Annotated in this window: 21 protein-coding genes and 1 other RNA gene; 9 read left to right on the top strand and 13 right to left on the bottom strand. The window is 65.5% G+C overall.

The annotated features are described in order from the left end of the window. Positions 1-11 precede the first annotated feature (11 nt). Both hutU and ACCQ15_RS08205 read left to right on the top strand, forming a co-directional pair. The gene (gene hutU, locus ACCQ15_RS08210; protein ID WP_014089866.1) at positions 12-1679 is read left to right on the top strand and encodes a urocanate hydratase; all 1668 of its coding nucleotides are present in this window, start codon (positions 12-14) and stop codon (positions 1677-1679) included. Between the two features lie 268 nt (positions 1680-1947). Next, positions 1948-2676 (top strand): hypothetical protein, encoded by a 729-nt coding sequence (locus ACCQ15_RS08205; protein WP_008576266.1) that lies wholly within the window; start codon positions 1948-1950, stop codon positions 2674-2676. A gap of 389 nt (positions 2677-3065) precedes the next feature. On the opposite strand, the gene ACCQ15_RS08200 is transcribed toward ACCQ15_RS08205, so the two are convergent. From ACCQ15_RS08200 to mtnA, 3 genes are all read right to left on the bottom strand, one after another. Continuing rightward, positions 3066-5534, bottom strand: a complete 2469-nt coding sequence (locus tag ACCQ15_RS08200) for a membrane-bound PQQ-dependent dehydrogenase, glucose/quinate/shikimate family (protein ID WP_372381406.1) — start codon at positions 5532-5534, stop codon at positions 3066-3068. 224 nt (positions 5535-5758) lie between these two features. Further along, positions 5759-8458, bottom strand: a complete 2700-nt coding sequence (gene gyrA / locus ACCQ15_RS08195) for a DNA gyrase subunit A (RefSeq protein WP_014089864.1) — start codon at positions 8456-8458, stop codon at positions 5759-5761. A gap of 209 nt (positions 8459-8667) precedes the next feature. Further along, a complete protein-coding gene (gene mtnA / locus ACCQ15_RS08190; protein ID WP_011347031.1) occupies positions 8668-9732 on the bottom strand; it encodes an S-methyl-5-thioribose-1-phosphate isomerase in 1065 nt (354 codons plus the stop codon). 117 nt (positions 9733-9849) lie between these two features. On the opposite strand from mtnA, the gene ACCQ15_RS08185 reads away from it, so the two are divergent. Further along, a non-coding RNA gene (locus ACCQ15_RS08185) (sX9 sRNA) lies at positions 9850-9926 on the top strand. 4 nt (positions 9927-9930) lie between these two features. Here ACCQ15_RS08185 and ACCQ15_RS08180 read toward each other — a convergent pair. The 3 genes from ACCQ15_RS08180 to ligA form a co-directional block, all read right to left on the bottom strand. Beyond that, the gene (locus ACCQ15_RS08180; protein ID WP_303400490.1) at positions 9931-10617 is read right to left on the bottom strand and encodes a DUF3011 domain-containing protein; all 687 of its coding nucleotides are present in this window, start codon (positions 10615-10617) and stop codon (positions 9931-9933) included. Between the two features lie 108 nt (positions 10618-10725). After that, on the bottom strand, positions 10726-11688 hold the full coding sequence (epmA, locus tag ACCQ15_RS08175; protein WP_041469562.1) for an EF-P lysine aminoacylase EpmA: 963 nt from the start codon (positions 11686-11688) through the stop codon (positions 10726-10728). Beyond that, complete coding sequence (gene ligA / locus ACCQ15_RS08170) at positions 11685-14186, bottom strand: NAD-dependent DNA ligase LigA (RefSeq protein WP_372381405.1); 2502 nt, start codon at positions 14184-14186, stop codon at positions 11685-11687. Before ligA ends, epmA begins: the two co-directional genes overlap by 4 nt. A gap of 344 nt (positions 14187-14530) precedes the next feature. On the opposite strand from ligA, the gene ACCQ15_RS08165 reads away from it, so the two are divergent. Beyond that, positions 14531-15655, top strand: coding sequence for a pyridoxal phosphate-dependent aminotransferase (locus ACCQ15_RS08165; protein ID WP_372381404.1), 1125 nt, complete (start codon positions 14531-14533; stop codon positions 15653-15655). A 181-nt stretch (positions 15656-15836) separates the two neighbouring features. Here the strand turns inward: ACCQ15_RS08165 and ACCQ15_RS08160 are convergent, their stop codons facing one another. The 7 genes from ACCQ15_RS08160 to ACCQ15_RS08130 all read right to left on the bottom strand — a co-directional run bounded on the left by ACCQ15_RS08160 (position 15837) and on the right by ACCQ15_RS08130 (position 22882). After that, a complete protein-coding gene (locus ACCQ15_RS08160) occupies positions 15837-16220 on the bottom strand; it encodes a hypothetical protein (protein WP_031422049.1) in 384 nt (127 codons plus the stop codon). A gap of 6 nt (positions 16221-16226) precedes the next feature. Next, on the bottom strand, positions 16227-16958 hold the full coding sequence (gene zipA / locus ACCQ15_RS08155; RefSeq protein WP_008576275.1) for a cell division protein ZipA: 732 nt from the start codon (positions 16956-16958) through the stop codon (positions 16227-16229). A gap of 56 nt (positions 16959-17014) precedes the next feature. After that, positions 17015-20518 carry a chromosome segregation protein SMC gene (smc, locus tag ACCQ15_RS08150; RefSeq protein WP_011347026.1) on the bottom strand — a complete coding sequence of 1168 codons (3504 nt, stop codon included), beginning with the start codon at positions 20516-20518 and terminating at the stop codon, positions 17015-17017. A gap of 210 nt (positions 20519-20728) precedes the next feature. Continuing rightward, a complete protein-coding gene (gene rplI, locus ACCQ15_RS08145) occupies positions 20729-21178 on the bottom strand; it encodes a 50S ribosomal protein L9 (RefSeq protein WP_003485864.1) in 450 nt (149 codons plus the stop codon). Between the two features lie 284 nt (positions 21179-21462). Continuing rightward, positions 21463-21693 carry a 30S ribosomal protein S18 gene (rpsR, locus tag ACCQ15_RS08140; RefSeq protein WP_002804494.1) on the bottom strand — a complete coding sequence of 77 codons (231 nt, stop codon included), beginning with the start codon at positions 21691-21693 and terminating at the stop codon, positions 21463-21465. Positions 21694-21704: 11 nt separating this feature from the next. Beyond that, on the bottom strand, positions 21705-22136 hold the full coding sequence (gene rpsF / locus ACCQ15_RS08135) for a 30S ribosomal protein S6 (protein ID WP_003485869.1): 432 nt from the start codon (positions 22134-22136) through the stop codon (positions 21705-21707). Between the two features lie 407 nt (positions 22137-22543). Then, positions 22544-22882 (bottom strand): HesB/IscA family protein, encoded by a 339-nt coding sequence (locus tag ACCQ15_RS08130; protein WP_007966300.1) that lies wholly within the window; start codon positions 22880-22882, stop codon positions 22544-22546. Positions 22883-23086: 204 nt separating this feature from the next. Between ACCQ15_RS08130 and asnS the strand changes: the two genes are divergently transcribed. Genes asnS through ACCQ15_RS08105 form a run of 5 tightly spaced genes read left to right on the top strand, consistent with a single transcriptional unit; the run spans position 23087 to position 26001 of the window. After that, positions 23087-24481, top strand: a complete 1395-nt coding sequence (gene asnS, locus ACCQ15_RS08125; RefSeq protein WP_372172516.1) for an asparagine--tRNA ligase — start codon at positions 23087-23089, stop codon at positions 24479-24481. After that, a complete protein-coding gene (locus ACCQ15_RS08120; RefSeq protein ID WP_029819147.1) occupies positions 24482-24739 on the top strand; it encodes a hypothetical protein in 258 nt (85 codons plus the stop codon). It begins immediately after the preceding gene. Further along, the gene (locus ACCQ15_RS08115; RefSeq protein ID WP_008576283.1) at positions 24736-25041 is read left to right on the top strand and encodes a hypothetical protein; all 306 of its coding nucleotides are present in this window, start codon (positions 24736-24738) and stop codon (positions 25039-25041) included. The genes ACCQ15_RS08120 and ACCQ15_RS08115 overlap by 4 nt, the downstream gene beginning before the upstream one ends. Beyond that, positions 25038-25364 carry a type 2 periplasmic-binding domain-containing protein gene (locus ACCQ15_RS08110; protein WP_014089854.1) on the top strand — a complete coding sequence of 109 codons (327 nt, stop codon included), beginning with the start codon at positions 25038-25040 and terminating at the stop codon, positions 25362-25364. The genes ACCQ15_RS08115 and ACCQ15_RS08110 overlap by 4 nt, the downstream gene beginning before the upstream one ends. 1 nt (position 25365) lies before the next feature. Next, positions 25366-26001 (top strand): FMN-binding negative transcriptional regulator, encoded by a 636-nt coding sequence (locus ACCQ15_RS08105; RefSeq protein WP_014089853.1) that lies wholly within the window; start codon positions 25366-25368, stop codon positions 25999-26001. The last annotated feature ends 100 nt before the right edge of the window (positions 26002-26101 follow it).

The following is a 26101-nucleotide window of genomic DNA, read 5'->3' as shown; positions in this document are numbered from 1 at the left end:
AGGAACCCGGCATGACCCGTCACGATGCAACCCGCGTCATCCGCGCCGCCACCGGCACCACGCTCACCGCCAAGAGCTGGCTCACCGAAGCGCCGCTGCGCATGTTGATGAACAACCTGGACCCGGACGTGGCCGAGCGCCCGCAGGAACTGGTGGTCTACGGCGGTATCGGCCGCGCCGCGCGCGACTGGGAATCCTTCGACGCCATCGTCGCTGCGCTCACGCGGCTGGACGAGGACCAAACCTTGCTGGTGCAGTCCGGCAAACCGGTGGGCGTGTTCCGCACCCATGCCGATGCGCCGCGCGTGCTGATCGCCAACTCCAACCTGGTGCCGCGCTGGGCCAACTGGGACCACTTCAACGAACTCGATCAAAAGGGCCTGGCCATGTACGGCCAGATGACCGCCGGCAGCTGGATCTACATCGGCGCGCAAGGCATCGTGCAGGGCACCTACGAAACCTTCGTGGAAATGGGCCGCCAGCACTACGCCGGCAACCTGGCTGGCAAGTGGCTGTTCACCGGCGGTCTCGGCGGCATGGGCGGCGCGCAACCGCTGGCGGCGGTAATGGCCGGCGCCTCGTGCCTGGCGGTGGAGTGCCGCCGCTCCAGCATCGACATGCGCCTGCGTACCGGGTATCTGGATACGTGGACCGACTCTCTGGACGAGGCGCTGCGCCTGATCGAGGAGTCGTGCACCGCGAAAAAACCGCTGTCGGTCGGCCTGCTCGGCAATGTCGCCGACGTGCTGGACGAACTGCTGCTGCGCGGGATCAAGCCGGATCTGTTGACCGACCAGACTTCTGCGCACGACCCGGTCAACGGCTACCTGCCGCAGGGCTGGAGCGTGGAAGAGTGGGACGCAAAACGCGTGAGCGCGCCCAAGGAAGTGGAAGCCGCTGCGCGCGAGTCGATGGCCAACCACATCCGCGCCATGCTCACTTTCCACGCGCTGGGCGTGCCTACCGTGGATTACGGCAACAACCTGCGCCAGATGGCGCTGGAAGCCGGCATCGATAACGCATTCGATTTCCCCGGCTTCGTGCCTGCCTACATCCGCCCGCTGTTCTGTCGCGGCATTGGCCCGTTCCGCTGGGTTGCGCTCAGCGGCGACCCGGACGACATCGCAAAGACCGACGCCAAGGTCAAGGAGCTCATCCCCGACGATGCGCACCTGCATCGCTGGCTCGACATGGCGGCCGAAAAGATCGCCTTCCAGGGCCTGCCCGCGCGCATCTGCTGGGTGGGCCTGGGCGATCGCCACCGGCTGGGCCTGGCCTTCAACGCCATGGTGCGCAGCGGCGAGCTGAAGGCGCCGGTGGTGATCGGCCGCGACCATCTGGATTCGGGCAGCGTGGCCTCGCCCAATCGCGAAACCGAAGCGATGGCCGACGGCTCGGACGCGGTCTCCGACTGGCCGCTGCTCAATGCCCTGCTCAACACCGCCAGCGGCGCCACCTGGGTGTCGCTGCATCACGGCGGCGGCGTCGGCATGGGCTTTTCGCAGCACGCCGGCATGGTCATCGTCTGCGACGGCAGCGAGGCCGCCGACAAGCGCATCGAACGGGTGCTCTGGAACGACCCGGCCACCGGGGTGATGCGCCACGCCGATGCCGGTTACGCCATTGCAACCGATTGCGCGAAGGAAAAAGGGCTGGATTTGCCTGGCATTCTTCGCTGACCCGGCCGAACAGCGCCACGCTTGGGGGCACCGCTGCAGCATCCGGGCCGCTCCCGCCCGCAGCTTTGTTCATGCATTCCGCGGTCCCCCGCAAGGGCCCGCTGTCGGGCCTCTTACGGCTGCCATTGGCCACATCAGATGCTGTGCGCCGGCACCATGCAGTTGCCGTGTCTGGGCACGATGTCCCGGATCAGGGCATGCGCCGGGGATCAGCCTCAAGTCTGCGCGTTGCAGGCCGACAAGATATGCAACGTTTCGAGGAATCCCCATGGGCATCCTGATCTACCTGGTGCCTGCATTCGCACTCTGGGCGCTGATCGCGACCGGGCTGGCATTCGTGCGTGGCCGCCAGCTGCGTGCCGAATCCGGCGAGCTTGCCAGTACGCAGGACAGCCTTGGCCGCTATCAGGCGGCGCTGTCGCAACTGAAGGCGCGAGCGGCGGCCACCACGCTGGAACTGGAATCGCTGCAGCGTAGCTATGCCGTGCTCAAGCAATCGCTGGAACAGCATGAGCAGAACGCCTCCGAGCAGCAGGCAGCCGCTGCCGGCCAGGTGATTCCCATGGTGCTGGTGCAGCGGCTGGATATCGCCAGCGAGATCGGCACGCTGTTCGCGCATGTGGCGCGCGTGGCGCGCAGCCTGCGTCGCTACAGCGCCTACAGCCGCGGCCACAACGCACCCGAGCCTGCCACCGCGCGCTACGACCTGCACTGGCTTGCCGATTGTCTGCACAGCTTCGATCAGATCGGTCATGCGCTGGTACGTGGCAATGTCGCTGCGCTGATCACCGCCTGCCAGGATCTGCTATCGATGTACGAGCACTACCTGAAGGATGGCTCCGGCTACAACAGCCGCGACACCTTCCAGCGCCTGAGCAACGATGTGCCGCTGTCCGAGGCCACTGATGCGATCCGCTCGATCATCGTCAAGGCGACGCTGGCGCAGGATGTGCGCGATGCGGTGCAGGACGACGAGGTGGCGGCGAACGTTGGGTGATTCAGGAATCGGGAATCGGGAATCGGGAATCGGGAATCGGGAATCGGGAATCGGGAATCGGGAATCGGGAATCGGGAATCGGGAATCGGGAAAGCGTGCGGCCTGATGCATCATGTGGGCAAGCGCTGGGCAGATAGCGTCGTCTTGCCGAGATAGCTGAGCGCTTGCCAGATGTGCTTCAAGAAAAAAGCGCACCGCTTGCTGTGCGCTTTTTCGTGCTTCAACGGTCCTGAGTCACTGACGAATGGAGCGATCCCTCTTAGCTGCCGGAGGACGACTCACGGGCGACATCAGCATGTCTGCCTGCATTGCACACTCCGATTCCAGCCGCCAACCACGTGGCATGGCGTCTGCCTGTCTCTAGCAGCCGCCCCCGCTCGTCTCCGACTTCATTGCGCCTTCTGCGGTAACGCGTAGGCGATCAACGCATCGCCTGCCGGGGTCTCCATGAAGTGGTGGCCGCCGGCCATGATAACCAGATACTCGCGTCCATCGTATTCGTACACCATCGGGTTGGCCTGGCCGCCGGCCGGCAACTTGGCATGCCACAGCTCCTTGCCGGTGGCCAGATCGATCGCGCGGATCAGGTCGTCGGTGGCTGCGGCAATGAAGATCAAACCGCTTGCCGTCACCACCGCGCCACCATTGTTCGGTGTACCGATTTCGATCGGCAGGCCGGAACGGATGCCGAACGGGCCATTGCCGCGCGCACTGCCGAACGGGCGGTCCCACAACGTCTTGCCGCTGGCCAGATCGATGGCGCGGATGCCGCCATACGGTGGCTCCTTGCACAGCAACTTGGTGAACGGCAGACGCCAGCCGGCATTGACGTTGACTGCATACGGCGTGCCGGTCTGCGGGTCGCCTGCGCCTTCCGCACCGCCCGCATCGCCACGCACTTCATCGCGCGGTGCCCAACCCAGCTTGTCGGCCTTGGCGCGCGGCACCAGCAGGTTGTAGTTGGGCATGTCGTTGTAATTGGCCACGATCACACCGCGGTGCGGATCTACCGCCACGCTGCCCCAATCCGAACCACCGTTGTAACCGGGGTACTCGATCGAATGCCGGTCCGCTTCCGGCGGCGTGTAGATGCCCTTATAGCTGGCCTTGCGGAACTGGATACGGCAAACCAGCTGGTCGATCGGGGTCATGCCCCACATGTCGCGTTCGGTCAGATCCGGCTTGCGCAACGTGTGATACAGCGAGAACGGCTGCGTCCTGGCACGCATCTGCGGCTCCACGCCACCGCCTGGCACCGCACGCTCTTCCACGCCCACCAGCGGCTTGCCGGTGCGCCGATCCAGGACGTACAGCTCGCCCTGCTTGCTCGGCAACAGCACCGCCGGCACGTTGACGCCGTCCTTGGGGAAGTCGATCAGGCTCGGCTGCGAGCCCAGGTCGTAGTCCCATGCATCGATGTGGGTGGTCTGGAAATTCCATACTGGCTTGCCGGTGGCGACATCCAGCGCCACCAGCGAGGTCGCGTAACGGTTTTCCTGCGGCGTGCGCGAGCTGCTCCAGTAATCGGCTGTGGAATTGCCCATCGGCAAATAGACATAGCCCAACTGCTCATCGGCTGCGGCGGTGGTCCACATATTGGGCGTGCCGCGTGTCCAGCTCTGGCCCGGCGGCGGTGCGCCGTTCCATTCCGGATGCGTCATGTCCCAGGCCCAACGCAACTTGCCGGTGACCGCGTCGAAGCCTTCGATCACACCGGAGGGCTCGTAACGCTTCTGCCCGTCGAGCACCTGATGCCCGGTGACCACCACGCCGCGCACGATGGCCGGCGGCGAATTGATCGACACATAGCCCGGCGGCGTCTGGCCCATACCGACGGTGATATCGACCTGACCGTTGCTGCCGAAATCCGGGCACGGCGTGCCGCTGCGTGCGTCCAGCGCAATCAAGCGCCCGTCGAGCGTGCCTTCGATCACGCGCGTGCCGCACAGCTGTGCGGTTGCTCCAGCATCCGCAGCGGTGGCAGCCGCCGGCACTTCGTAATACGAGACGCCACGGCATGCCGCCGTGTACGGAATCGCCTCGTCCTTGACCTTGGGATCGTAGCGCCAGCGCTGCTTGCCGCTGGCGGCATCCAGCGCAATCACCTGGTTGCGTGCAGTACATAGGTACAGGCTGTCGCCCACCTTCAGCGGCGTGGTTTCCGCACCCCAGCGCTTGTCCGGCAGATCGCCGGTGTGGAAAAGCCAGGCTTGCTGCAGCTGCGTCACATTGTCGCGATTGATCTGCTGCAGCGGCGAATAGCGCTGGCCGGCCTGGCTGCGTCCGTATGCGGCCCAATCGCCGTCGGCCGGTGCATTCGCCGGCTGTACGCCGGACGCCTCGACCGGGGCGGAGGTGTCGCGGTTGACCAGACCACCGAGCATGCCTGCCGCATGCGCCAGCGCGCCATCGGCTTCAGTCACGCCATGCGGCATGAACGCCAATGCGAACGCCACCACAAATACCATCGCCAGCGCACCGGCCAGGCTGCGCGATACCGTGCGCGACACAGGGCGATGCAGTTTCGGTAGCAACAGCGCAAGCACGAATGCCAGACCCACGATCAGGCCCAGACGCGGCACCCAGCGCCAGTAATCGCTGCCTGATTCCCACCACGTCCAGAGCAACGAAACCGCCACTACGCCGGCAAACCACCAGGCGCCCGCATTGCGGCCACGAAACAGCAGCACACCAGCAATCAGCATCGCCGCGCCGGCCGGTGCGTAATACCAAGAGCCGCCCAACGCAGCCAGCCACACGCCACCGGCAAGCAGCACCGCGCCCAGTAAAGCAATCACGCCTCCCAAGGTCGCCAGCGCCCAATGGCCGCGACCGGAAGGACGATCCAGAATCGTCATCCGTTGTTCCTCTTCGACTCAGCGGCGACGCAACGCCGCCGCACCACCCACAACCTTCGACCCGGGCCAGTGAAAGAGCCGCGATCTTTGCGGCGAACGCATGAAGACACTGCGTTGCAGATGTCAGCACTCGCCATAAAGCGTGGCGCCCCAAACCTTCGCGCATAAAAAAACGCCGGTTTTCACCGGCGTTTTTGCTCAACTGCGTCGCGTTGGCGCTGCGATCATGCGTCAGTTGGCGGCGCCTCGCTCACACTTGCGCCTGCTTCGTCCACCACCTCATCCACTTCATCCAGCGACGCGTCCAGGCGTTCCACCGCCTGCAACTTTTCGCCCTTGGACAAGCGGATCAGCGTGACGCCCTGCGTATTACGGCCAACGCGCGAGATCTCCGAACCACGCGTGCGCACCAGCGTGCCGCCATCTGAAATCAACAGCACTTCGTCGGTGGCGCCCAGCAGCACTGCACGCACCAGCTTGCCGTTGCGCTCGGTGGTCTGGATGCCGATCACGCCCTGGGTGCCACGCCCCTTGCGCGGGTACTCGGTCAGCGGGGTGCGCTTGCCGTAGCCGTTCTCGGTGGCCGTCAGGATGTAGGCCACATTGCCGTCGTCGGCGACCTCGATCACGGCAGACTCGCCGCCATCGGTGGCTTCCACCACGTCATCGACCTCCTCGCCTTCGATCTCTTCTTCGACACCGCCAGCACGCTCGGCCACGATCAGGCTGACCACTTCCTCGCCCTTGGTCAGACGAATACCGCGCACACCGGTGGCGGTACGGCCCATCGAACGCACGGTGGATTCGCCAAAGCGCACGGTCTTGCCGTTGGAAGCGAACAGCAACACGTCGCGGTCGCCATCGGTCAAGGCCACCCCGACCAGCGCATCACCCTCGTCCAGGTTGATGGCGATCTTGCCGCGCGCCAGACGGAAGGCGAATTCGCTCAACGGCGTCTTCTTGACCGTGCCGTTGCGTGTGGCGAAGAACACGTAGCGGTTGTCGGCGTATTCGCGCACCGGCAGCACCGCCTGCACGCGCTCGCCGGCTTCCAGCGGAATCCAGTTGATGATCGGCCTGCCACGCGCATTGGAGCCGGCTTCCGGCAACTGGTGCACCGGCAGCCAGAACACCTTGCCGCTGCTGGTGAAAGTCAGCAGCGTGTCGTGCGTGTTGACCAGCCACAGCTGGTCGATGAAATCTTCTTCCTTGGTCGCTGCGGCAGAGCGGCCACGGCCACCGCGGCGCTGCGCGCGGTACGCGCTCACCGGCTGGCGCTTGGCGTACCCGGCGTGCGACAGCGTCACCACCACGTCTTCCGGCGCGATCAGATCCAGGATGTCCAGATCTTCTTCGCTGTGACGGATTTCGGTGCGGCGCTCGTCGCCATATTCTTCGCGGATATTGATCAGCTCGTCGCGGATCACCTGCAGCAGCACGTCCGGGTTTTCCAGGATGCGGATCAGGCCTTCGATGACGCCGAGCAACTGCTTGTACTCGTCGGTCAGCTTTTCCTGTTCCAAACCAGTGAGGCGATGCAGACGCATTTCCAGGATCTGCGAGGCCTGCACTTCGCTGAGCTGGTAGAAGCCCTGGATCAGGCCCACGCCCGGCGGCAGATCTTCCGGCTTGGAGGCTTCGGCGCCGGCGGCGCCCAACAGCGCGCCCACCAGGCCCGGTTGCCAGGTCTTGGCCAGCATGCGCTCGCGCGCTTCCTGCGGGTTGGCCGAGGTCTTGATCAACTCGATCATTTCATCGATGTTGGCCAACGCAACGGTCAGGCCTTCCAGCACGTGCGCACGCGCACGCGCCTTGCGCAGTTCGAAAATGGTGCGACGGGTGACCACCTCGCGGCGGTGGCGGATGAACGCCTCCAGCATCTGCTTGAGGTTCATCAACTGCGGGCGGCCGTCGATCAGCGCCACCATGTTGATGCCGAACACCGCCTCCATCTGGGTCTGCTGGTACAGGTTGTTGAGCACAACCTCGGCAGATTCGCCGCGCTTGACTTCGATGTAGATGCGCATGCCGTCCTTGTCGGACTCATCGCGCAACTCGCTGATGCCTTCGAGCTTCTTTTCCTTGACCAGCTCGGCGATCTTCTCGATCAGCCGCGCCTTGTTGACCTGGTACGGGATCTCGGTGACGACGATCGCCTCGCGACCGTTGTCGGCCACTTCCACATCGGCCTTGGCGCGGATGCGCACACGGCCACGGCCGGTGCGGTAGCCGGCCGCGATGCCGGCGGTGCCGTTGATGATGCCGGCGGTGGGGAAATCCGGGCCGGGGATGTATTCCATCAGGCCTTCGACATCCAGCTCGGGTGTGTCGATCAGCGCGATGCAGGCGTTGATCGCCTCGGTCAGGTTATGCGGCGGGATATTGGTGGCCATGCCCACCGCGATACCGGCCGAGCCATTGACCAGCAGGCTCGGGAACCGGGTCGGCATGACCGTCGGTTCCTGTTCCTTTTCGTCGTAATTGGGCTGGAAATCGACGGTTTCCTTGTCGATGTCGGCCATCAGCTCATGCGCCAGCCGCGACATGCGCGACTCGGTGTAACGCATTGCCGCAGCGGAGTCGCCGTCGACCGAACCGAAGTTACCCTGACCGTCGACCATCATGTAGCGCAGCGAGAACGGCTGCGCCATGCGCACCAGCGTGTCGTACACCGACTGGTCGCCGTGCGGATGGTATTTACCGATGACGTCGCCGACGATACGCGCCGACTTGAAGTAGGCCTTGTTGCTGTGTGCGCCCAGCTCGTGCATCGCGTACAGCACGCGCCGGTGCACAGGCTTGAGGCCATCACGGGCATCGGGGAGTGCGCGGCCCACGATCACGCTCATCGCGTAATCGAGGTAGCTCTTGCGCATCTCGTCTTCCAGGTTGACCTGGATGATTTCCTTGGCGGTTTCTGCCATTCGGGTTCCGTATGTGAGGTGGCGGGCGAGCCGGAAAGCCGCGTCGGGAGCGCCCTTGCATCAGGCTGCCGACCCCACGCTCCCGCCGATCGATTCAAGCGCCGGATTGTACCACGGCAGGGCATCCCGACGCCTCCGCTTTACCAGCCAGAAACAAGCACTTGCAGGGAGTTTGGGCGGCGTTGGAAGCCGGGCGGCCGGCCCCGGGCTCAGGCGCCGAAGGCGGCCTGCATCCGCGCCAGGTCCGGCTGCGCGATCACGCCGCGTTCGGTGACGATTGCGTCGATCAGATCGCCCGGAGTGACGTCGAAAACCGGGTTCCAGGCATGGATGCCATCGGCCACCGTCCTGACCCCGCCCACGCCGAACAACTCGCCGGGATCGCGCTGCTCGATCTCGATCTGGTCCCCGCTGGCCGTTGCCATATCCACCGTGGACGACGGCGCCACCACCATGAATTTGACCCCGTGGTGGCGCGCGGCGATGGCCAGCTGGTAGGTGCCGATCTTGTTGGCGGTATCGCCATTGGCGCAGATACGATCGGCGCCGACGATCACCCACTGCACCAGTCCGGATTTCATCAGATGCGAGGCCGCCGAATCGGCGATCAGGGTGGCGTCGATACCGTCCTGCTGCAGCTCCCACACGGTCAGGCGTGCGCCCTGCAGCCACGGCCGGGTCTCTCCGGCGAACACCTTGGCAATGCGCTGTTGCGCCATGCCGGCGCGGATCACGCCCAGTGCGGTACCAAAGCCGGCGGTGGCCAGCGAGCCGGTGTTGCAATGGGTGAGCACGCCGCTGCCCGGTGCGATCAACGCGGCGCCAAGCGCGCCCATGTGGCGGTTGGCGGCCAGGTCTTCATCGGCGATGGCCTGCGCCTCGCGCGCGATCACCTCGCGCCAGTCGGCGCCGGCCGCGCCCAGTACGCGGCGCATGCGCATCAGCGCCCAGGCCAGGTTGACGGCAGTCGGACGCGCCGCGTTGAGCCGCAGCAGCGCCGGCTCCAGCTTCTGCAGCGCAGCGCTGCCGTCGTCGGCAGCGATGTCGCGCGCGGCCAGCACCACGCCCCAACCTGCCGCGATGCCGATCGCCGGCGCACCGCGCACGGCCAGGGAATGGATCGCCTCGGCCACCGCGTCGCTGCTGTCGCAACGCACATGCGCCACCTCGAACGGCAGCTTGCGTTGGTCGAGCAACTCAAGGGCATCGCCGGTCCACAGCAGTGGCCGGATGTGGTCGTAGCGGGCGTAATCGATATGGGCGCTGTCGTTCATGCGCCCATTGTAAGGCGCGCGCAGCGCCTGCGCCGTTGCACGACCGCGCGGCCTTGGCGCGGCGAACAAACCCACTGCGCAGCCGGCAGGCGGCCGCGGCCGGTGCCCGGAATCGGCAGGTACCACTCGTACACCTGCGCTGACGGCGCGTCGTCCCGACCCGCCTGACGACTGCGCGCGATGTCGTGTTGGCCGCTCTCAGTCGACGATGAACTCGGCGCGGCAGCCGTCGTTCACCCACACCCCGTCGCGGCTCCAGCCCCAGGTCTGGCCTTCCACGCAGGCCGTTTTGGACATCTGCCGGCCCAGGCGCACCGCACGTTCCACCGACACCCCGCAGGTGCGCCGCGCGTTTTTCTTCGATTCGCAGGTAACCATGCGCGGCACCGCGACGAAGCCGGAGCCATCTTCTGCGCCCACTTCGAATTCGCCGTCGCATCCACGCGAGACCCAGATTTCGTTGCGGCGAACGCCCCAGGTGCGCCCTTCCTTGCATGGCCACATCGAGCGTTGCCGCAGCAGCCGCACCGGCGCGCCCCGCAGCACCACCGGGCAGGCCACCGTGCCGCCGTTGGAATCGCAGCGCACCACGCGGCGCATCACGGTTGCGGTCTTCGCACGGGTCGCTGCGAATTCGGCGCGGCAGCCTTGTTCGACCCACACGCCGTCGCGTTCGACATCCCATTCGCTACCGCGGATGCAGCTGGTTTCGGAGAGCTGGCGCACCAGTTGCACGCCTTGGGCGGTGTCCATCGCGCAGTGCACGCGCGCCAGGTCCTTGGACTCGCAGCGCACCACGCCGGCTGCGCGGTCGGACGCGCGCGCATCGGCGAGCAGCAGCAGCGGCAAGCACCACAAACCGCATAAGCTGACCAGCCACTTCATGCCGACAATCCTCACCCCGAACGATCTTCGTCGCGCCCCCGTGGACGTGAAGATGAGAGCATCATCGATGTGAAGATAGCAATACGGCGCCAATGACAGCCAGATGACTCAGGCGCGGGCGAAGTCGAACGCCAGCACGTCGGCAATCTGCGTGGTGCCGCGCAAGGCCATCAACAGGCGATCCACGCCCACCGCCACACCGGCGCAGTCGGGCAACTGCGACAACACCGCCAGCAGGCGCTCGTCCAGCGGCAGCTGCGGCAATCCACGTGCCGCACGCAAGGCGTTGTCGCGCACGAAGCGCGCACGCTGCTCCTGCGCATCGTTCAGTTCGTGATAGCCATTGGCCACCTCGAAACTGCCCAGATACAGCTCGAAGCGCTCGGCGACCGGCGGGTCGTCGTGGCGGATCCGCGCCAACGCACACTGACTGGCCGGCCAATCGTGCACCACCGTCAGAGTGTCGGCGGCAAAGCCCGGCTGGATGCGATGGGTCATCAGCAGGTCCAGCCAATCGTCGCGGGTCAGACCCACAGGATCGATCGCCACGTCATGCAAGGCAGCGCGTAGCGTTTCGATCGGGTCGCACAATGGGTCGATGCCCAACGCCTGCACAAAGAGCGCGCGATACGTCAGCACCTGCACCCTCGCCTGGCGCCCGACCAGCGCCAGCGCGCGACGCACCAGTTCGATGGTCTCCTGCGCCAGGCTGCGATCGTTCCAGCCCACCCGATACCATTCGAGCATGCTGAACTCGGGGTTGTGACGGCCACCGGCTTCGCCGTTGCGAAACACCCGGCCCAGTTCGTAGCAATCGCCCAGGCCGGCGGCTAGCAGGCGTTTAAGCGGATACTCCGGCGAGGTACGCAACCAGCGCAGCGGCGCGCCAGCATCGACATGACCGGTGAAGCGCGTACTGAAACTTTCGATATTCGGTTCGGTATTGCCGGCCTCCGAAAGCACCGGCGTTTCCACTTCCAGCACGCCGCGTTCGGCGAAGAAGTCGCGGATCGTGGCGTTGAGCCGCGCCCGCAACTGCAGCGCGGCCAGATCCAACTGCGCCGTGCTCATGGCTGTTGGCCGTGGTCGCCCAGGAAGGCCAGCAGACGCGCTTCGTCCCAGATCTCCACGCCCAGCGACTGCGCCTTGTCGAGCTTGGAACCGGCTTCTTCGCCGGCCACCAGAAATGCCGTCTTCTTGGAGACGCTACCGGCGACCTTGGCGCCCAATGCTTCGAGCCGCTGCTTGGCCGCATCGCGCGTCAGCGCAGCCAGGGTCCCGGTGATGACCACGGTCTGGCCATCGAGCGGGCCGGCCTGCAGCGCATCGGCTTGGGGCAGACGCGCCAGCACGGTTTCCATCGCCTGCTGCGCCGCATTCGCGAGCGCAGTGTTTTCGGGGCGATCCAGCCATTGCAGCAACGCGGCCACCACGGGTGCCGGAACGCCGGCTTGCTGCAAGGCATCGGCACCGGCCGTGCGCAACGCAGCGAACGAATCCACCGCCGCGGCAAGCTGCTGCGCACGCACCGGCGTCACCTTGGGAATGTCCATGTCTTCCAACACGCTGGCAAAACTCAGCGCCTCGCGCAGCTTGGGCGAAGGTGGATGCGTATCGCCGATGCGCACGCCACGCTGCAGCAGGTCATCGATGGCCTGCTGATTGCCGGCCTGATCGAAGAAGTGCCCAAGCGAACGCGCCACTTCGCCGCCGATGTCCGGCACGCGCTTGAACAGCGGCCACGGCAGATGCCGGATCAATTCCAGGTCGCCGAACCAGGCCGACAACGCCTTGGCCGTGCTTTCGCCCACATGCTCGATACCCAGCGCAAACAGGAAACGCTCCAGCGTGGTGTCGCGCGATGTTTCGATCGCCTCGATCAGATTCTCCGCCCACTTGGTGGCGATCTTCTTGCGGTTCCAGTCGAAGCGCGGCAAGCCTGCGCGCAGCAGGTCGGCCTGCCAGGTCTGCGGCACGTCGCGCTCGCCGGCCAGGTCCACGCCGATGCCGACCACGCTGGTTTCCAGCTGCGCATATGCGCCGCTGGCCAGATGCTCGCGCGCCTCGCGCAAGAACGCGTGCGGACTCTCGGCCGTGCTGATCAGGCGCAATTGCAGCAGCTGATCCACGCTTAGCAGATACAGGTCGGCCACGCCTTTCACCAGGCCACTGTCGACCAGCACTTCGATGAATTTTTCGCCCAGGCCGTCCACATCCATCGCGCGCCGCGAGACAAAATGCCGGAACGCCTCCTTGCGCTGCGCCGGGCAGGTCAACTCGCCGGAACAGCGCCAGACCGCCTGACCTTCTTCGCGCACGATCTGCGAACCGCACACCGGGCATTGCGTCGGCATCTGCCAGGCCTGGGTACCGGGCGGGCGCTGGTCGGCCACCACAGCGGCCACTTCAGGAATGACATCCCCGGCGCGGCGCACGATCACCGTGTCGCCCACGCGCACATCCAGCCGCGCGATCTGGTCGGCGTTGTGCAGCGTGGCATTGGTGACGATCACCCCGGCCACATGCACCGGCTTCAGGCGCGCCACCGGCGTGGCCGCACCGGTGCGGCCGATCTGGATCTCGATCGCCTCCACCGTGGTGGACTGCTCCTGTGCGGGGAACTTGTGCGCAATCGCCCAACGCGGCGCGCGCGAGACGAAGCCCATTGCGCGTTGCCCGGCCAGATCGTCGAGCTTGTACACAACGCCATCGATATCGAAGGCCAGCCCATCGCGTGCGGCACCGATGCGCTGGTAATACGCCAGCAGACCATCGCTGCCCTGCACCACCTCGACCAGCGCGCTGACCGGAAAGCCCCACGCACGCAGTTGCGCCAGGATCGCCGAATGGGTCTGCGGCAATGCGCCTTCGCTCACTTCGCCGACGCCGTAGGCAAAGAAGCTCAGCGGGCGCTGCGCGGTGATGCGCGCATCCAGCTGGCGCAGCGAGCCGGCCGCGCCATTGCGCGGGTTGGCCAGCACCTTGCCGCCCTGCGCACGCATCTGTGCGTTGTAGGCCTCGAACGCGGCGCGCGGCATGTAGACCTCGCCGCGCACTTCCAGCACCTGCGGCCAGCCCTCGCCGCGCAGCCGCAATGGAATCGCCTTGACGGTGCGCAGGTTGGCGCTGACATCCTCGCCGGTGGCGCCATCGCCGCGCGTGGCGCCCTGCACGAACTCGCCATTCTCGTAGCGCAGGCTGATTGCCAGGCCATCGAGCTTGGGTTCGGCGGAAAACAGCGGTTGCTTGACCTCCAGCCGCTCGCTGATGCGCCGCACGAACTCGGTCACTTCCTCCTCGCTGAAGGCATTGCCCAACGACAGCATCGGCAAGGCATGCCGCACTTCGGCAAATCGCGAGGCGGCCAGATGGCCGACGCGCTGGGTTGGCGAATCGGCACTGGCCAATTCCGGGTGCGCGCGCTCCAAGGCCTCCAGCTCGCGCATCAACTTGTCGTAATCGGCGTCGGCCATCTGCGGCTCGTCGAGCACGTGATACTGGTAGTTGGCGTCTTCGATGCGACGGCGCAGGGCATCGATGCGCTGAGCGGGATCCGGGCTGGCAGTCATACGATCGCAGGGCTGGCTCTGGGCCGCCTATTCTAACGGGCCATGCCGATGCCAAGGTCAGCGGTGCGGGTGCCGTTCGCGATGACTGAGCGATGCTTGAGCGATGGATGAAGTCGTTTGCGTCGATGCGCACCGGGTGCGTCAGCACCCATTCGCATCCGGGCTGGACAGCGGGCCCGGCAGGAGCACGGCCATTACAGCCAGCCACCGTCACGCCACCTGTCTCTGCCGTCCAACGCCTGCAAGCACGCGTCGAACCAGTTTTATGGCAATTCCCCGATAGGCAGACAGACACAAACCCGCTAGCGTGGCGCCCTCTTTGCCCGCCGCCTATGGAGTTCACCGTGTCGTTGCCCGTCTCGCGCCGTTCGTTTCTCAGCCTCGCTACCACCGGCGTGGCGGTTTCCGCACTGGGGCTGGCACCCGCAGCCGAAGCGGCCCGCAAGCGCGCCGCGGCGCCGGCAACGCCGGGCGTGGCCGCGGCGGCCGGCACGGTCTACCTCAACCTCAACGAGCATCCGCTCGGGCCTGCCCCGGCCGCCTTGGACGCTGCCACCCGTTCGCTGGCACGCTCGGGCCGCTACCTGCTCGAGATGGAGCAGGATCTGCGTAACCTGATGACCGGCGAGCTGCAGCTGCCCAACGATCATCTGTCGTTATTCCCCGGGTCGCGGGACGCGCTGAACCGTGCCGGCAGCCTGTTCACGTCCGCGCGTGCAGGGCTGGTGGTGGCCGACCCTAGCTTCGACCCGTTGATCGAAAGCGCCACCGCCCGCGGCGTGGCCGTACGCAAGGTGCCGCTGCGTGCCGATGGCGCGCATGACGTCAAGGCGATGGCCAAGGCCGACCCGACTGCCGGCATGCTGTACCTGTGCAACCCCGGCAACGCCACCGGCGCCATCACCCCGCGCGCCGACATCGAATGGTTGCTGGCCAACAAACCGGCCAGCGCCGTGCTGGTGGTCGACGAGGCGTACATCCACTACAGCAACGAGCCCTCGGTGGCCGATCTGGTGCGTCAGCGCCAGGATCTGATCGTGCTGCGCAGCTTCTCCAAGCTCTACGGCATGGCCGGCCTGCGCCTGGGCGCCGCCCTTGCCCCGCCCGGCCTGCAGACCAAACTTGCCGCTTTCGGCAGCAACCCGGTGTCGGTTCCGGCAATGGCCGCCAGTATCGCCAGCCTGCGCGACCCGCTGCTGGTGCAGACCCGCCGCGCCGAGAACGCCCGCGTACGCGAGGAGACCATCGCCTGGGTCAAGGGCAAGGGCTACACCTGCCTGCCCTCGCAAGCCAACTGCTTCCTGCTGGACGTCAAGCGCGATGCGAGCGTGTTCGCCGATTCGATGCAAAAGCAGGGCGTCATCGTCGGCCGCAGCTGGCCGATCTGGCCCAAGCGCGTGCGCGTCAGCGTGGGGACCGAAGCGGAAATGCTGCGCTTCCGCGAGGCATTCGGGAAAGCCAAGCGTTGAGCACTCAGCACTGAGTGGTAGATCCTTCTCCCTGGGGACATTGTCCTCTTTCATGGGGGAGAAGGTGCTCCGAAGGGGTGGATGAGGATGCGAGCGACGCCTGGCGTTGTCCGGCTGCACGAGGGCTTCGCCCCGTACCCGCACCCCACCCCCTCTCCCGCAGGAGAGGGGCTTTAAGTTCCTAGCGATCCAATCCATCAGGCTCCGGTGCGCGCAGCGTGCGGCGGATCCACAGATAGCTGATGACGAAGGTCAGCGCCATCGAGCCGGCGTTCCACAACAGCAGCTCGTGCAGTAGCGGCGGGCCTTGCAGGATGTGCAGGTAATAGCGGCGATCCAGCAGCGCGATGGCGTGCGGCATCAACACGCTGACGAAAGGCGTCGGCACCGGCGCGACCAGCAACGTGATCGCGGCAGCAAAGCCCACGACCACCCAGGGCGAATGTCGCGGCCTTTTGCGCAGGCGCGCGGCGATCCTGGTGAAGATCCACAACAACGGCATCGCCAAGATCGCCCACAGCACCAGCAGCAATGCCACCGCCAACACGCCCTGCAGGCTCAACATGTCAACTCACCAGCGCGGCGACTTGGTCAGCGGCGGTGCCTGGTGCTGGCGATCGTAGGCGCGTAGTTCGTCGCGGATATGCGCAACACGCTGGCGGCCCAACGCATTGCGGCTGTCGTCCAAAACGACGCCATCCAGCAGCTCGGCCATGCGCTGCACGGTGGGCAGCATTTTTTCCCAGGCGTCGAGCGCAGTCATCGGTGCCGGCAGCGTGAGGAAGAACGCAATCGCCGGCGTCTGCATCTCGCGGATGTTGGCCATGTCGAAACTGCCGGGCTTGAGGATGCTGGCCATGCTGAAGATCGGCCCGCGCTCCGGATGGCCTTCCACCAGGCGGTGGAACACGTTCATGTGGCCGAACACCAGCCCGGTCTTCTCTGCGGCCACCACCACATCTTCGCCGCGCAGCACCTGGCCCGCCTTGGCGGCCACGAACAACGACACGATCTTGTCGAAATCCTGGTTCGGGCGCTTGCCGACCTCGTTACCGCCGGAAGCATCCTGCCCTTCCAGGTTGAGCTCGCTCTGCTCGACGCCTTCTGCGCGTTCTGCAGCGTCACCCTCCACACCAAACTCGCTGGAAATCACCGGCTCGCGCCGTTCGCGCGGCTGGCCCTCGTCCTTGTCGACCCGGCGCCCTTGCGGCGATTTCTTCGGGCGACCAAACAGGAAGATGGCCGCGACCAGCAGCAGTCCAGCGATCAGGATCCCGATCCGGATCATGGCCATGTCGGACATTCAGCGTGCCTCCGCATAAGAGTGACAGGTGTCGTTATTCCAACAAGCATGGCACGTCATGCCGCACCCGCCAAACGTGCGGCCTCTTCCAAGTCCACGCTGACCAGACGGCTGACGCCCGGCTCGCGCATGGTCACGCCGGAGAGCTGGCGCGCGGCTTCCATCGTGGCCTTGTTGTGGCTGACGAACAGGAACTGCACCTTTTCGCTCATCTCGCGCACCATGTTGGCAAGACGGCCGACATTGGCTTCGTCCAGCGGCGCGTCCACTTCGTCGAGCAGGCAGAACGGCGCCGGGTTGAGCTGGAAGATCGCAAACACCAGCGCCACCGCAGTCATTGCCTTCTCGCCGCCGGAAAGCAGCGAAATGCTCGACACGCGCTTGCCCGGCGGGCGCGCCATGATGGTGACGCCGGTGTCGAGCAGGTCTTCGCCGGTGAGTTCCAGATACGCATGGCCGCCGCCGAACAGGCGCGGGTACAGCGCCTGCACGCCGGAGTTGACGCGGTCGAAGGTGTCCTTGAAGCGGCCGCGGGTCTCGCGATCGATCTTGCGAATGGCTTCTTCCAGCGTTTCCAGCGCGGTGTTGAGATCCAGGTTCTGCGCGTCCAGGTATTCGGAGCGTTGCGCGGCCTCGCCGTACTCCTGGATGGCGGCCAGGTTCACCGGCTCCAGGCGACGCATGCGCGCGTCGATCTGGCCAACGGCCGCTTCCCATTCGGCCACGTTGGCCGCCTCGGGCAACCCGTTGACCACGTCTTCCAGCACGAAGCCCGCCTTGACCACCGCCGCTTCCAGTTGCTCGGCATTGAGCACCAGCGCCTGTTGATCGAGCTTGCGTTGCGAAATGCGCTCGCGCTGCGCCAGCGCTTGTTCGTCGCGTTGTTGGCGGGTCTGTTCGAAGCTGCGCAGCTCGCTGTCGATGCTGTCGAGCAGGGTGCGCGCTTCGCCCAGCGCGCGCTCGGTGCGCACGCGTTCGCTCAACGCGGCCTGATGTTCGTGTTCCAGTGTTTCCACCGGCGAATCGCCTTCGCTCAGCTGGGCGACCAGATCTTCCAGGCGCGTATCGAGCTGCCCGCGCTGGCTGTCCATGCGTTCCAGGGTCTGGCTCAGCGATGCGATCTGGGTGCGTTGCGACTCCAGCGTCAGCGCCAATGCATGCATCGCATCGCGCACGCCGCGCGCGGCATCGCGCGCCTGATCGCGTGCATCGGTGAGTTGACGGCGCTCGCTTTCCAGCGCTTCGCGCGTACCCTGCAGATCGCCCATCAAGGTGACCGCATCTTCGAGTTTTGCGCGCGCCTCGCGGGCCTGCTCGCGGCTGGTGTCCAGCGTTTCCAGCAGTTGCGCCAATTCGGTTTCGATGCGCTCGATGCGCGTGCGCGCCGCCTCGACCTTGCCCTGCTGACTCTGCAATTGCCCGGCCAGTTCGGAAACGCTGCGGTGCGCCATGTACAGCTGGCGCTGCGCGTCTTCGCGCTGCTGCTCTGCCGCCAGCGATTGTTCGCGAAAGCTGGAGAGCTGATGTTCAAGCTCGGCTTCGCGCTCCTGCAAGGTTTCGATCTGCGTACGCAGTTCTTGAATCTCGCGCTCACGCAGCAACGCGCCCTGCTTGGCCGCGCCCGAGCGCGAGACGCGCACCCAACCCTCGCCCAGCCGCTCGCCAGTGCGGGTGATCACCGAATCGCCTTCGGGCAGGCTGCGTTGCAGCGTGCGCGCAGCGTCCAGATCCTCGGCGGTGTGCAGACGCGCAAGCAGGCGACGGATCGCGATCGGCCCCTGCACCTTGGCGGCCAGCGAGGTCGGCGCGAAGCTCGCATTGTCAGTGGCACTGGACACCAGCGCGATGCGACCATCGCCCAACTCGCCCAGCGCGTCGACCAGTTGCTCCGGCGCCTCCACCAGCACGCCTTCGATCAACTGCCCCAAGGCGCCTTCGACCGCGTTTTCCCAGCCACTCTCGACGCTGATGCGCTCGCCCACGCGCGCGGCCGAATCCAGTCCGCGCGACTTCAGCCACGCCACTGCGGCGCCCTGCTCCTGGCCGAGCGCGGCCTGCTGCAGGGTTTCCAGCGACGACAGCCGGCCACGCGCAGCCTGCGCCTGTTTGCGCACTTCGGCCAGCTCGCCCTGGCTGGCGCGTTGCTGTTCCTGCAGCCCAGCGAGCGCGTGCTTGCGCGCCTCGACCTGCTCGGTCAGGCCGTCCAGCGAGGTCTTCTGGGTTTCATGGCGCAGTTCGATCTGCTCGAACGCCTCGGCCAATGCGTCCAGGTCCAGCCCGGCACGCTCGTTGACCAGTGCTTCGCGGCGGCGGTCGGCTTCCAGTGCCTGGCGGTCCAGATAATCGACGCGCGTGCGCTCCACTTCACCGGCACGCGAGGCTTCGCCGGTGTCGCGGTTATGGGTTTCCCAGCGCTGCTGCCAGTCGGCCAGCCGCGCTTCGGCTTCGCGTAGCGACTCCTGGCGGAATTCGTGGTCTTCGCGCAGTTGCTCCAGTTGCGGTTCGGCAGCGGCGACCGCTTCGCGCAGCACGCTCAATTTGGCCGAGTCGCCGCTGATGTGCTGGGTCAATTCCTGCAGCTGGCTCTGCGCCTCATCGCGCGCCTTGTGCAAGCGATGCGAGAGTTCGCGTTGGTGCTGGATCTGCTGCTCGATACGCGCCAACGCGCCACCGACCTGGTAGACGTCGGCTTGTGCCTTGGCCACCGCTTCGGCGGCTTCTTCGCGGCGCACGCGGCCGGTCTCGATGCGTGCTTCGGCATCGCGTTGCTCGGCAATCAATTGCTGCAGGCGTGTCTCTTCCTGATTCAACTTCTCGCGCAGGCCCTGCAACCGACCATCCAGACCGCGGTATTCCAGCGCCTTCCACTCGGCGTCCTTGATCCGGCGCTCTTCCTGCAGTGCCTGGTATTGCTCGGCCTGCCGCGCCTGGCGCTGCAGATGCGCCAGCTGCTTGGTGATTTCTTCGCGCAGGTCGCTCAGACGGTCGAGGTTTTCGCGCGTATGCCGAATACGCGTTTCGGTTTCCTTGCGGCGTTCCTTGTACTTGGAAATGCCGGCGGCTTCTTCCAGATAGACGCGCAGGTCTTCCGGGCGCGCTTCGATGATCTGGCTGATCATGCCCTGCTCGATGATCGAGTAGCTGCGCGGCCCAAGGCCGGTGCCCAGGAACAGATCGGTGATGTCGCGGCGCCGGCACTTGGTGCCGTTGAGGTAGTAGGCGCTATTGCCGTCGCGGCTGACCAGGCGCTTGACCGAGATCTCGTTGAACGAGGCGAACTCGCCACTGATGGTGTGGTCGGAGTTGTCGAAGATCAGCTCCACCGTCGCCTGCGATACCGGCTTGCGTGCCGAAGAGCCGGAAAAGATCACGTCGGTCAGTGAATCGCCACGCAGGCGACTGGCCGAGCTTTCGCCCATCACCCAACGCACCGCGTCGATGATGTTGGACTTGCCGCAACCATTGGGGCCGACGATGCCGGTCATGTTGGTGGGCAGGTGCAAGGTGGTCGGGTCGACGAACGACTTGAAACCGGACAGCTTGATCGTGGACAGGCGCATGGGGGGCTGGAGATTCCGGGCACCGCGCGGACCAAGCCGGCAGGCGCTTTTCCTGTGAAGCCAGCACCCAAGCCCTTGATCCATAAGATCCGCGGGCCGTGGAACCAGCAATGGGGCATGAGTATAACGGGCATGCCCGCACTGGCGGCGGCGCCCCAAAAACGAAGGGCGCCCAACAAGGCGCCCTTCGGATGACACATGTGGCCTGGATCAGGCGTCGGATTCGACGATGACCTTGACCGTGGTTTCCACATCCGCGTGCAGGTGCAGCACAACGTCGTATTCGCCGACATTGCGGAATGCGCCTTCGCCCAGGATCACTTCGCTCTTTTCCAGCGGCAGGCCGGCGGCGGTGAACGCCTCGGCGATGTCGCGCGGGCCAACCGAGCCGTACAGCTTGCCTTCGGTCGATGCATGCGCACCGATGGTGACGCTGGCGCCCTCGAACTTGGTGGCGCGGCTCTGTGCCTCGGCCAGGATGCTGTTGGCCTTGGCTTCGTACTCGGCGCGCTTGGTTTCGAACGCTTCAACGTTGGCAGCGGTGGCCGGCACGGCCTTGCCCTGCGGCACGAGGAAGTTGCGGCCGTAACCCGGCTTGACGCTGACCTTGTCGCCCAGGTTGCCCAGGTTGGTCACTTTCTGCAGAAGAATCAGATCCATGGTGGTACTCCGTTATTCGTTAGCGCCGGCATGTGGAGGGCGCAACGGGTGCTGTCCGAATAGGAGAAGCCGGGAATCGGGATTGGGGAATCGGGAATCGTAAAGCCCCGACTGACACTGCACACCGAACCACCAGCCTCTATCAATTTAATAACCCGCACATGGACGTGTGGCCTCTTGTGAGGGACCCACATACAACCTGCCGGTTTTGCCTGTGACCCACACAAACCCGTGCGGGTCGTGCGCAAGGAGCCGCAACAATGCGGACTCCTGCGCGGAACTGCTTAGACGTCGTGGTTGTCCGTGTACGGGATCAGCGCCAGGAAACGTGCGCGCTTGACGGCCGTGGCCAGCTGGCGCTGGTACTTGGACTTGGTACCGGTCACGCGGCTCGGCACGATCTTGCCGTTCTCGGTGAGGTACTGACGCAGGGTGTTGAGATCCTTGTAGTCGATCTCTTTGACGCCCTCGGCGGTGAACTTGCAGAACTTGCGACGACGGAAGAACTTGGACATGACAGCGCTCCTTAAGCGGCTTCGGCGTTGTCGCCGTCGTTATCGTTGGCGGCGGGCGCTTCGCCCTCTTCGTCGTCACGACGACGACGCTCGCTACGCTCGGGCTTGTCGCCCTTCTCGTCCTTGCTCTTCATGATCAGCGACTGCTCGGTGTCGGCGCCATCGCGCTTGACGACCAGGTGACGCAGCACCGCGTCGTTGAAGCGGAAGCTTTCCACCAGCTCGCTCAGCACGGCCTGGTCGACTTCGATATTGAGCAGCACGTAGTGCGCCTTCACCAGGTTCTGGATCGGGTAGGCCAGCTGACGACGGCCCCAGTCTTCCAGGCGGTGGATGGTGCCGTTACCGCCCTCGATCAGCGACTTGTAGCGCTCGATCATGGCCGGGACCTGCTCGCTCTGGTCCGGATGGACCAGGAACACGACTTCGTAATGACGACTCATGTTGTTTTACCTTTCGGATGTGGCCACGTGGGCCGGACAGCTCCCCGGTGGTCCGCGCAAGCGGCCGGTGGAGCAAGGGTTCCCGCCCGGAATCGGGCAGGAAGCAAGAAAGTATGGCAGATCAGATGCTTAGCCGCAACAGACCGGGCAAGGGGTACTTTCAAAGCCCCTCTCCTGCCGGGGCTCCACGGCGCGGTCTGCGCGCCACTGGCGCGCGTGGCTTGGAGCGCCCGCGCCGCAAGCGCGGGCTGGGGCGCAGAGCGGGGGTTGGGGTGAGGATACGGGGCAAAGCCACTCGTGTCGTTCAACCACGCGAAGCTTCGCCCGTCCCCTCATCCGACCCTTTTGGGGCAGCCTCTCCCGGTGGAAGAAGAAAACACTCCAGCGCCGCCTGGCTCAGGTCGCGCTCAGCGATGCTCGTCCGCGGTGGTGAAGCTCTCCCCGCAGCCACATTCGGCCGTGGCGTTGGGATTGCTGAAGGTGAAGGTCTCGCTCAGGCCGTGCTTGCCGAAGTCGATGCAGGTGCCATCCACCAGCGGCAGGCTGGCAGGGTCGACGAAGATGCGTACCCCGCCCTGCTCGAAGACCGCGTCGTCGTCGCGCGCCTCGCGTGCCAGGTCGGTGACGTGACCCCAGCCGGAACAACCGGTCTTGGTCACGCCAAAGCGCAGACCCAACGCACCCGGGGTCTGCTGCACGAAACGCTGCACGCGCTCCAGCGCGGCGGGGGTGAGGCTGACGGCCATGAGGGCACTCCGAAACAGTGGTGGCAAGTATAGCGAGGCCGCAACAACCGGGCAGAACGCTGAGTGGCGGCGTCCGCAACAGATGGGGGCAGCCTGCGCCTGCGACAAGCGCCGCCGTCGGCACGCGGTTCAGATGCTCGCGCCGGCGCGGCCGCAGCCAGTAAACTCGCAGGCCATTCAAGGTCGCTACGGCGAGGAACAGTCATGACGGTGGTCAGCGTTGAACATGCGCTTGCGGGAAAGCTCCCGGAAGGCGGCGAAGTCACGGTACGGGGGTGGGTGCGCACCTTGCGCGGATCTGCCGGACTGGCCTTCATCAACGTGACCGACGGCTCGTGCTTCGCTCCGATCCAGGTGGTGGCCAACGACACGCTGCCCAATTTCGACGAGATCAAGCGGCTGACCAGCGGCTGCTCGCTGATCGCCAAGGGCGTACTCGTCAAGTCGCAGGGCAAGGGCCAGTCGTTCGAGATCCAGGCCAGCGGCGTGGAGATCGTCGGTTGGGTCGAAGACCCGTTGACGTACCCGATCCAGCCCAAGCCGATGACGCCGGAATTCCTGCGTGAAGTGGCGCATCTGCGCCCGCGCACCAACCTGTTCGGTGCGGTGACCCGCATCCGCAACTGCCTGGCGCAGGCGGTGCATCGCTTCTTCCATCAGAACGGCTTCAACTGGATCAGCACGCCGATCATCACCACCTCCGATGCCGAAGGTGCCGGGCAGATGTTCCGCGTCTCCACGCTGGACATGGTCAACCTGCCACGCGATGCCAGCGGCAATGTGGATTTCAGCCGCGATTTCTTCGGCAAGGAAACCTTTCTGACCGTGTCCGGCCAGCTCAACGTGGAGGCGTACTGCCTGGCGCTGAGCAAGGTCTACACCTTCGGCCCGACCTTCCGTGCCGAGAACAGCCACACCACGCGCCATCTGGCCGAGTTCTGGATGATCGAGCCGGAAATCGCCTTTGCCGATCTTGCCGAAGACGCACGCCTGGCCGAGCAGTTCCTCAAATACCTGTTCCGCGCGGTGCTCGATGAGCGTGGCGACGACCTGGCGTTCCTGGCCGAGCGCGTGGACAAGAACGCAATCACCAAGCTCGAAGCGTTCATCAATGCACCGTTCGAGCAGATCGACTACACCGAGGCGGTGAAGCTGCTGCAGAACTCCGGCAAGAAGTTCGATTTCCCGGTGGAATGGGGCCTGGACCTGCAGACCGAGCACGAGCGCTGGCTCACCGAAGAACACATCGGCCGCCCGGTGGTGGTGACCAATTACCCCGAGCACATCAAGGCGTTCTACATGCGCTTGAACGAAGACGGCAAGACCGTTGCGGCGATGGACGTGCTGGCGCCGGGCATCGGCGAAATCATCGGCGGCAGCCAGCGTGAAGAACGCCTGGACGTGCTCGACGCGCGCATGGCGCAGTTCGGCCTGGATAAGGAGCACTACAGCTGGTATCGCGATTTCCGTCGCTACGGCTCGGTGCCGCATGCCGGCTTCGGCCTGGGCTTCGAGCGGCTGGTGGTGTACGTATGCGGGTTGAGCAACATCCGCGACGCGATCCCCTACCCGCGTGCGCCAGGCAGCGCGGAGTTCTGAGTGAGCTTGCCGGCCGCCGTCCCCCTGCTGCAATCGCTGGCCTTCTGGCTAGCGGCGATCATGGCCGGGCTGACGGCGGTACGGAGCGTGTTGCTGGCGCGGCTGGCAGCGCGCCAACTGGAGCCGCAACGCTGGTGGCAGACCGACGCCGCGCGCGCCGCAACCCGGCATGCCACCGGTCCAATGCGTTGGTCCATCGCCGCGTTGGTCATCGGCGCGACACTCCCCAAACTCGCACTCCTGCTGGCGGCCACATGACCCTGTTCTTCGCACTGTGTTTTGTGGGTGTCGCCGTCGCCGGGTTGACCGCGCTGCTGATCTTCTGGCCGCTGACCCTGGTGCACATGCGCGACCGCCACCCGGAGGCATTGGCCAGCTTCGGCGACCCGGCCTTCATCAGCCCTGTGGCGTTGCGCTGGTTATTGGCGCGCCGTTACCGCAGCTACCGCGACACTGCACTGTCCGGTCTGGCCACACCCGCCTGGCTCTCGCTGCTCACCATCTTTTTCGGCCTGGGCATGGCGGCCCTGCTCGGCCTGCTTTCCAAGGTAATGCAATGACTACTTACGAAGACACCCTGCAGGGCGCCCGCGACTCCTGGTGGCTGGCCACGATCGGCCGCACGCTGATCTGGGCGCGCCTGCGCGTCAACGAAGCCGGCACCGCCGAGGTACTGGACAGCGACGGCAAGACGCTGCCCTACGACAGCGAAGATAGCGCACGCGCAGCCTTGTTCGACGCCGAATTCGTGGCACTGGATGGGCTGGACGAGGAAGACGCACTCATCCGCGGCTTTTCGCTGCATGAAGTCTCGCCGCCCCAAGGTAACGACGATGCCGAGCTGCGTGCGCGCATGGTCGTGAACATGGGCGGCCGCGCCTGACATGTACGCCCCGCGCGCATTTGCGCAGACCGATCTGGCCTTGCTGGACTGGCTGTTCGCGCGCGATGCGTTCGTCACCCTGATCAGCCAGGACGAGGGCGGGCAGCCGGCGATCTCGCACCTGCCGGTGCTGTATCAGCGCGATGGCCAGGATGTCGTGATCGAAGGCCATTGGGCACGCCCCAATCCGCAGGCGCACACTGCTGGCGACGCGGTACTGGTGTTGCAGGGCCCGCATGCCTATGTCTCGCCCACCTGGTACCTGGACAAGGACGCAGCTGCGCGTGTACCCACCTGGAACTACGCCGTTGCGCACCTGCATGGACGCTGCAACCAGGTGAGCGATGAAGACGCGCTGGGCAGTTTGATTGCGCGCATGAGCGCGCACTTCGAGCAACGCGTGGGCAGCGATTGGCAGTTCGAAATGGAGCGCGACAGTCATCGCCGGCAATTGCGCGGCCTGGTCGGCTTCCGCTTCGTTCCAAGCCGCATCGAGCTCACCTTCAAGCTGAGCCAGAACCATCCGGCCGGCAATCAACGCAGTGTCGCCCAGTTCCTGACGCAGCAAGCCGACCAAGACGCGCACGCCATCGCGGCATTGATGCAGGCGGCGCTGGACGCCGATAAGACGCGCTGAGGCAGCCGTATTCGTACCCCGAACGGCTAGTCACCAAACGGCTGGGGCGCGTCGGCCACACTGCGGCCGACGCCTGCATCGGCCCGCGCACAGGTCATTG

Origin of the sequence: Xanthomonas sp. NCPPB 1754, assembly GCF_041475725.2 — a bacterium.
Lineage (GTDB): Bacteria > Pseudomonadota > Gammaproteobacteria > Xanthomonadales > Xanthomonadaceae > Xanthomonas > Xanthomonas euvesicatoria.
Note: the sequence above shows the minus strand (reverse complement) of the source record. Positions and strands in the feature narration are given on the sequence as shown.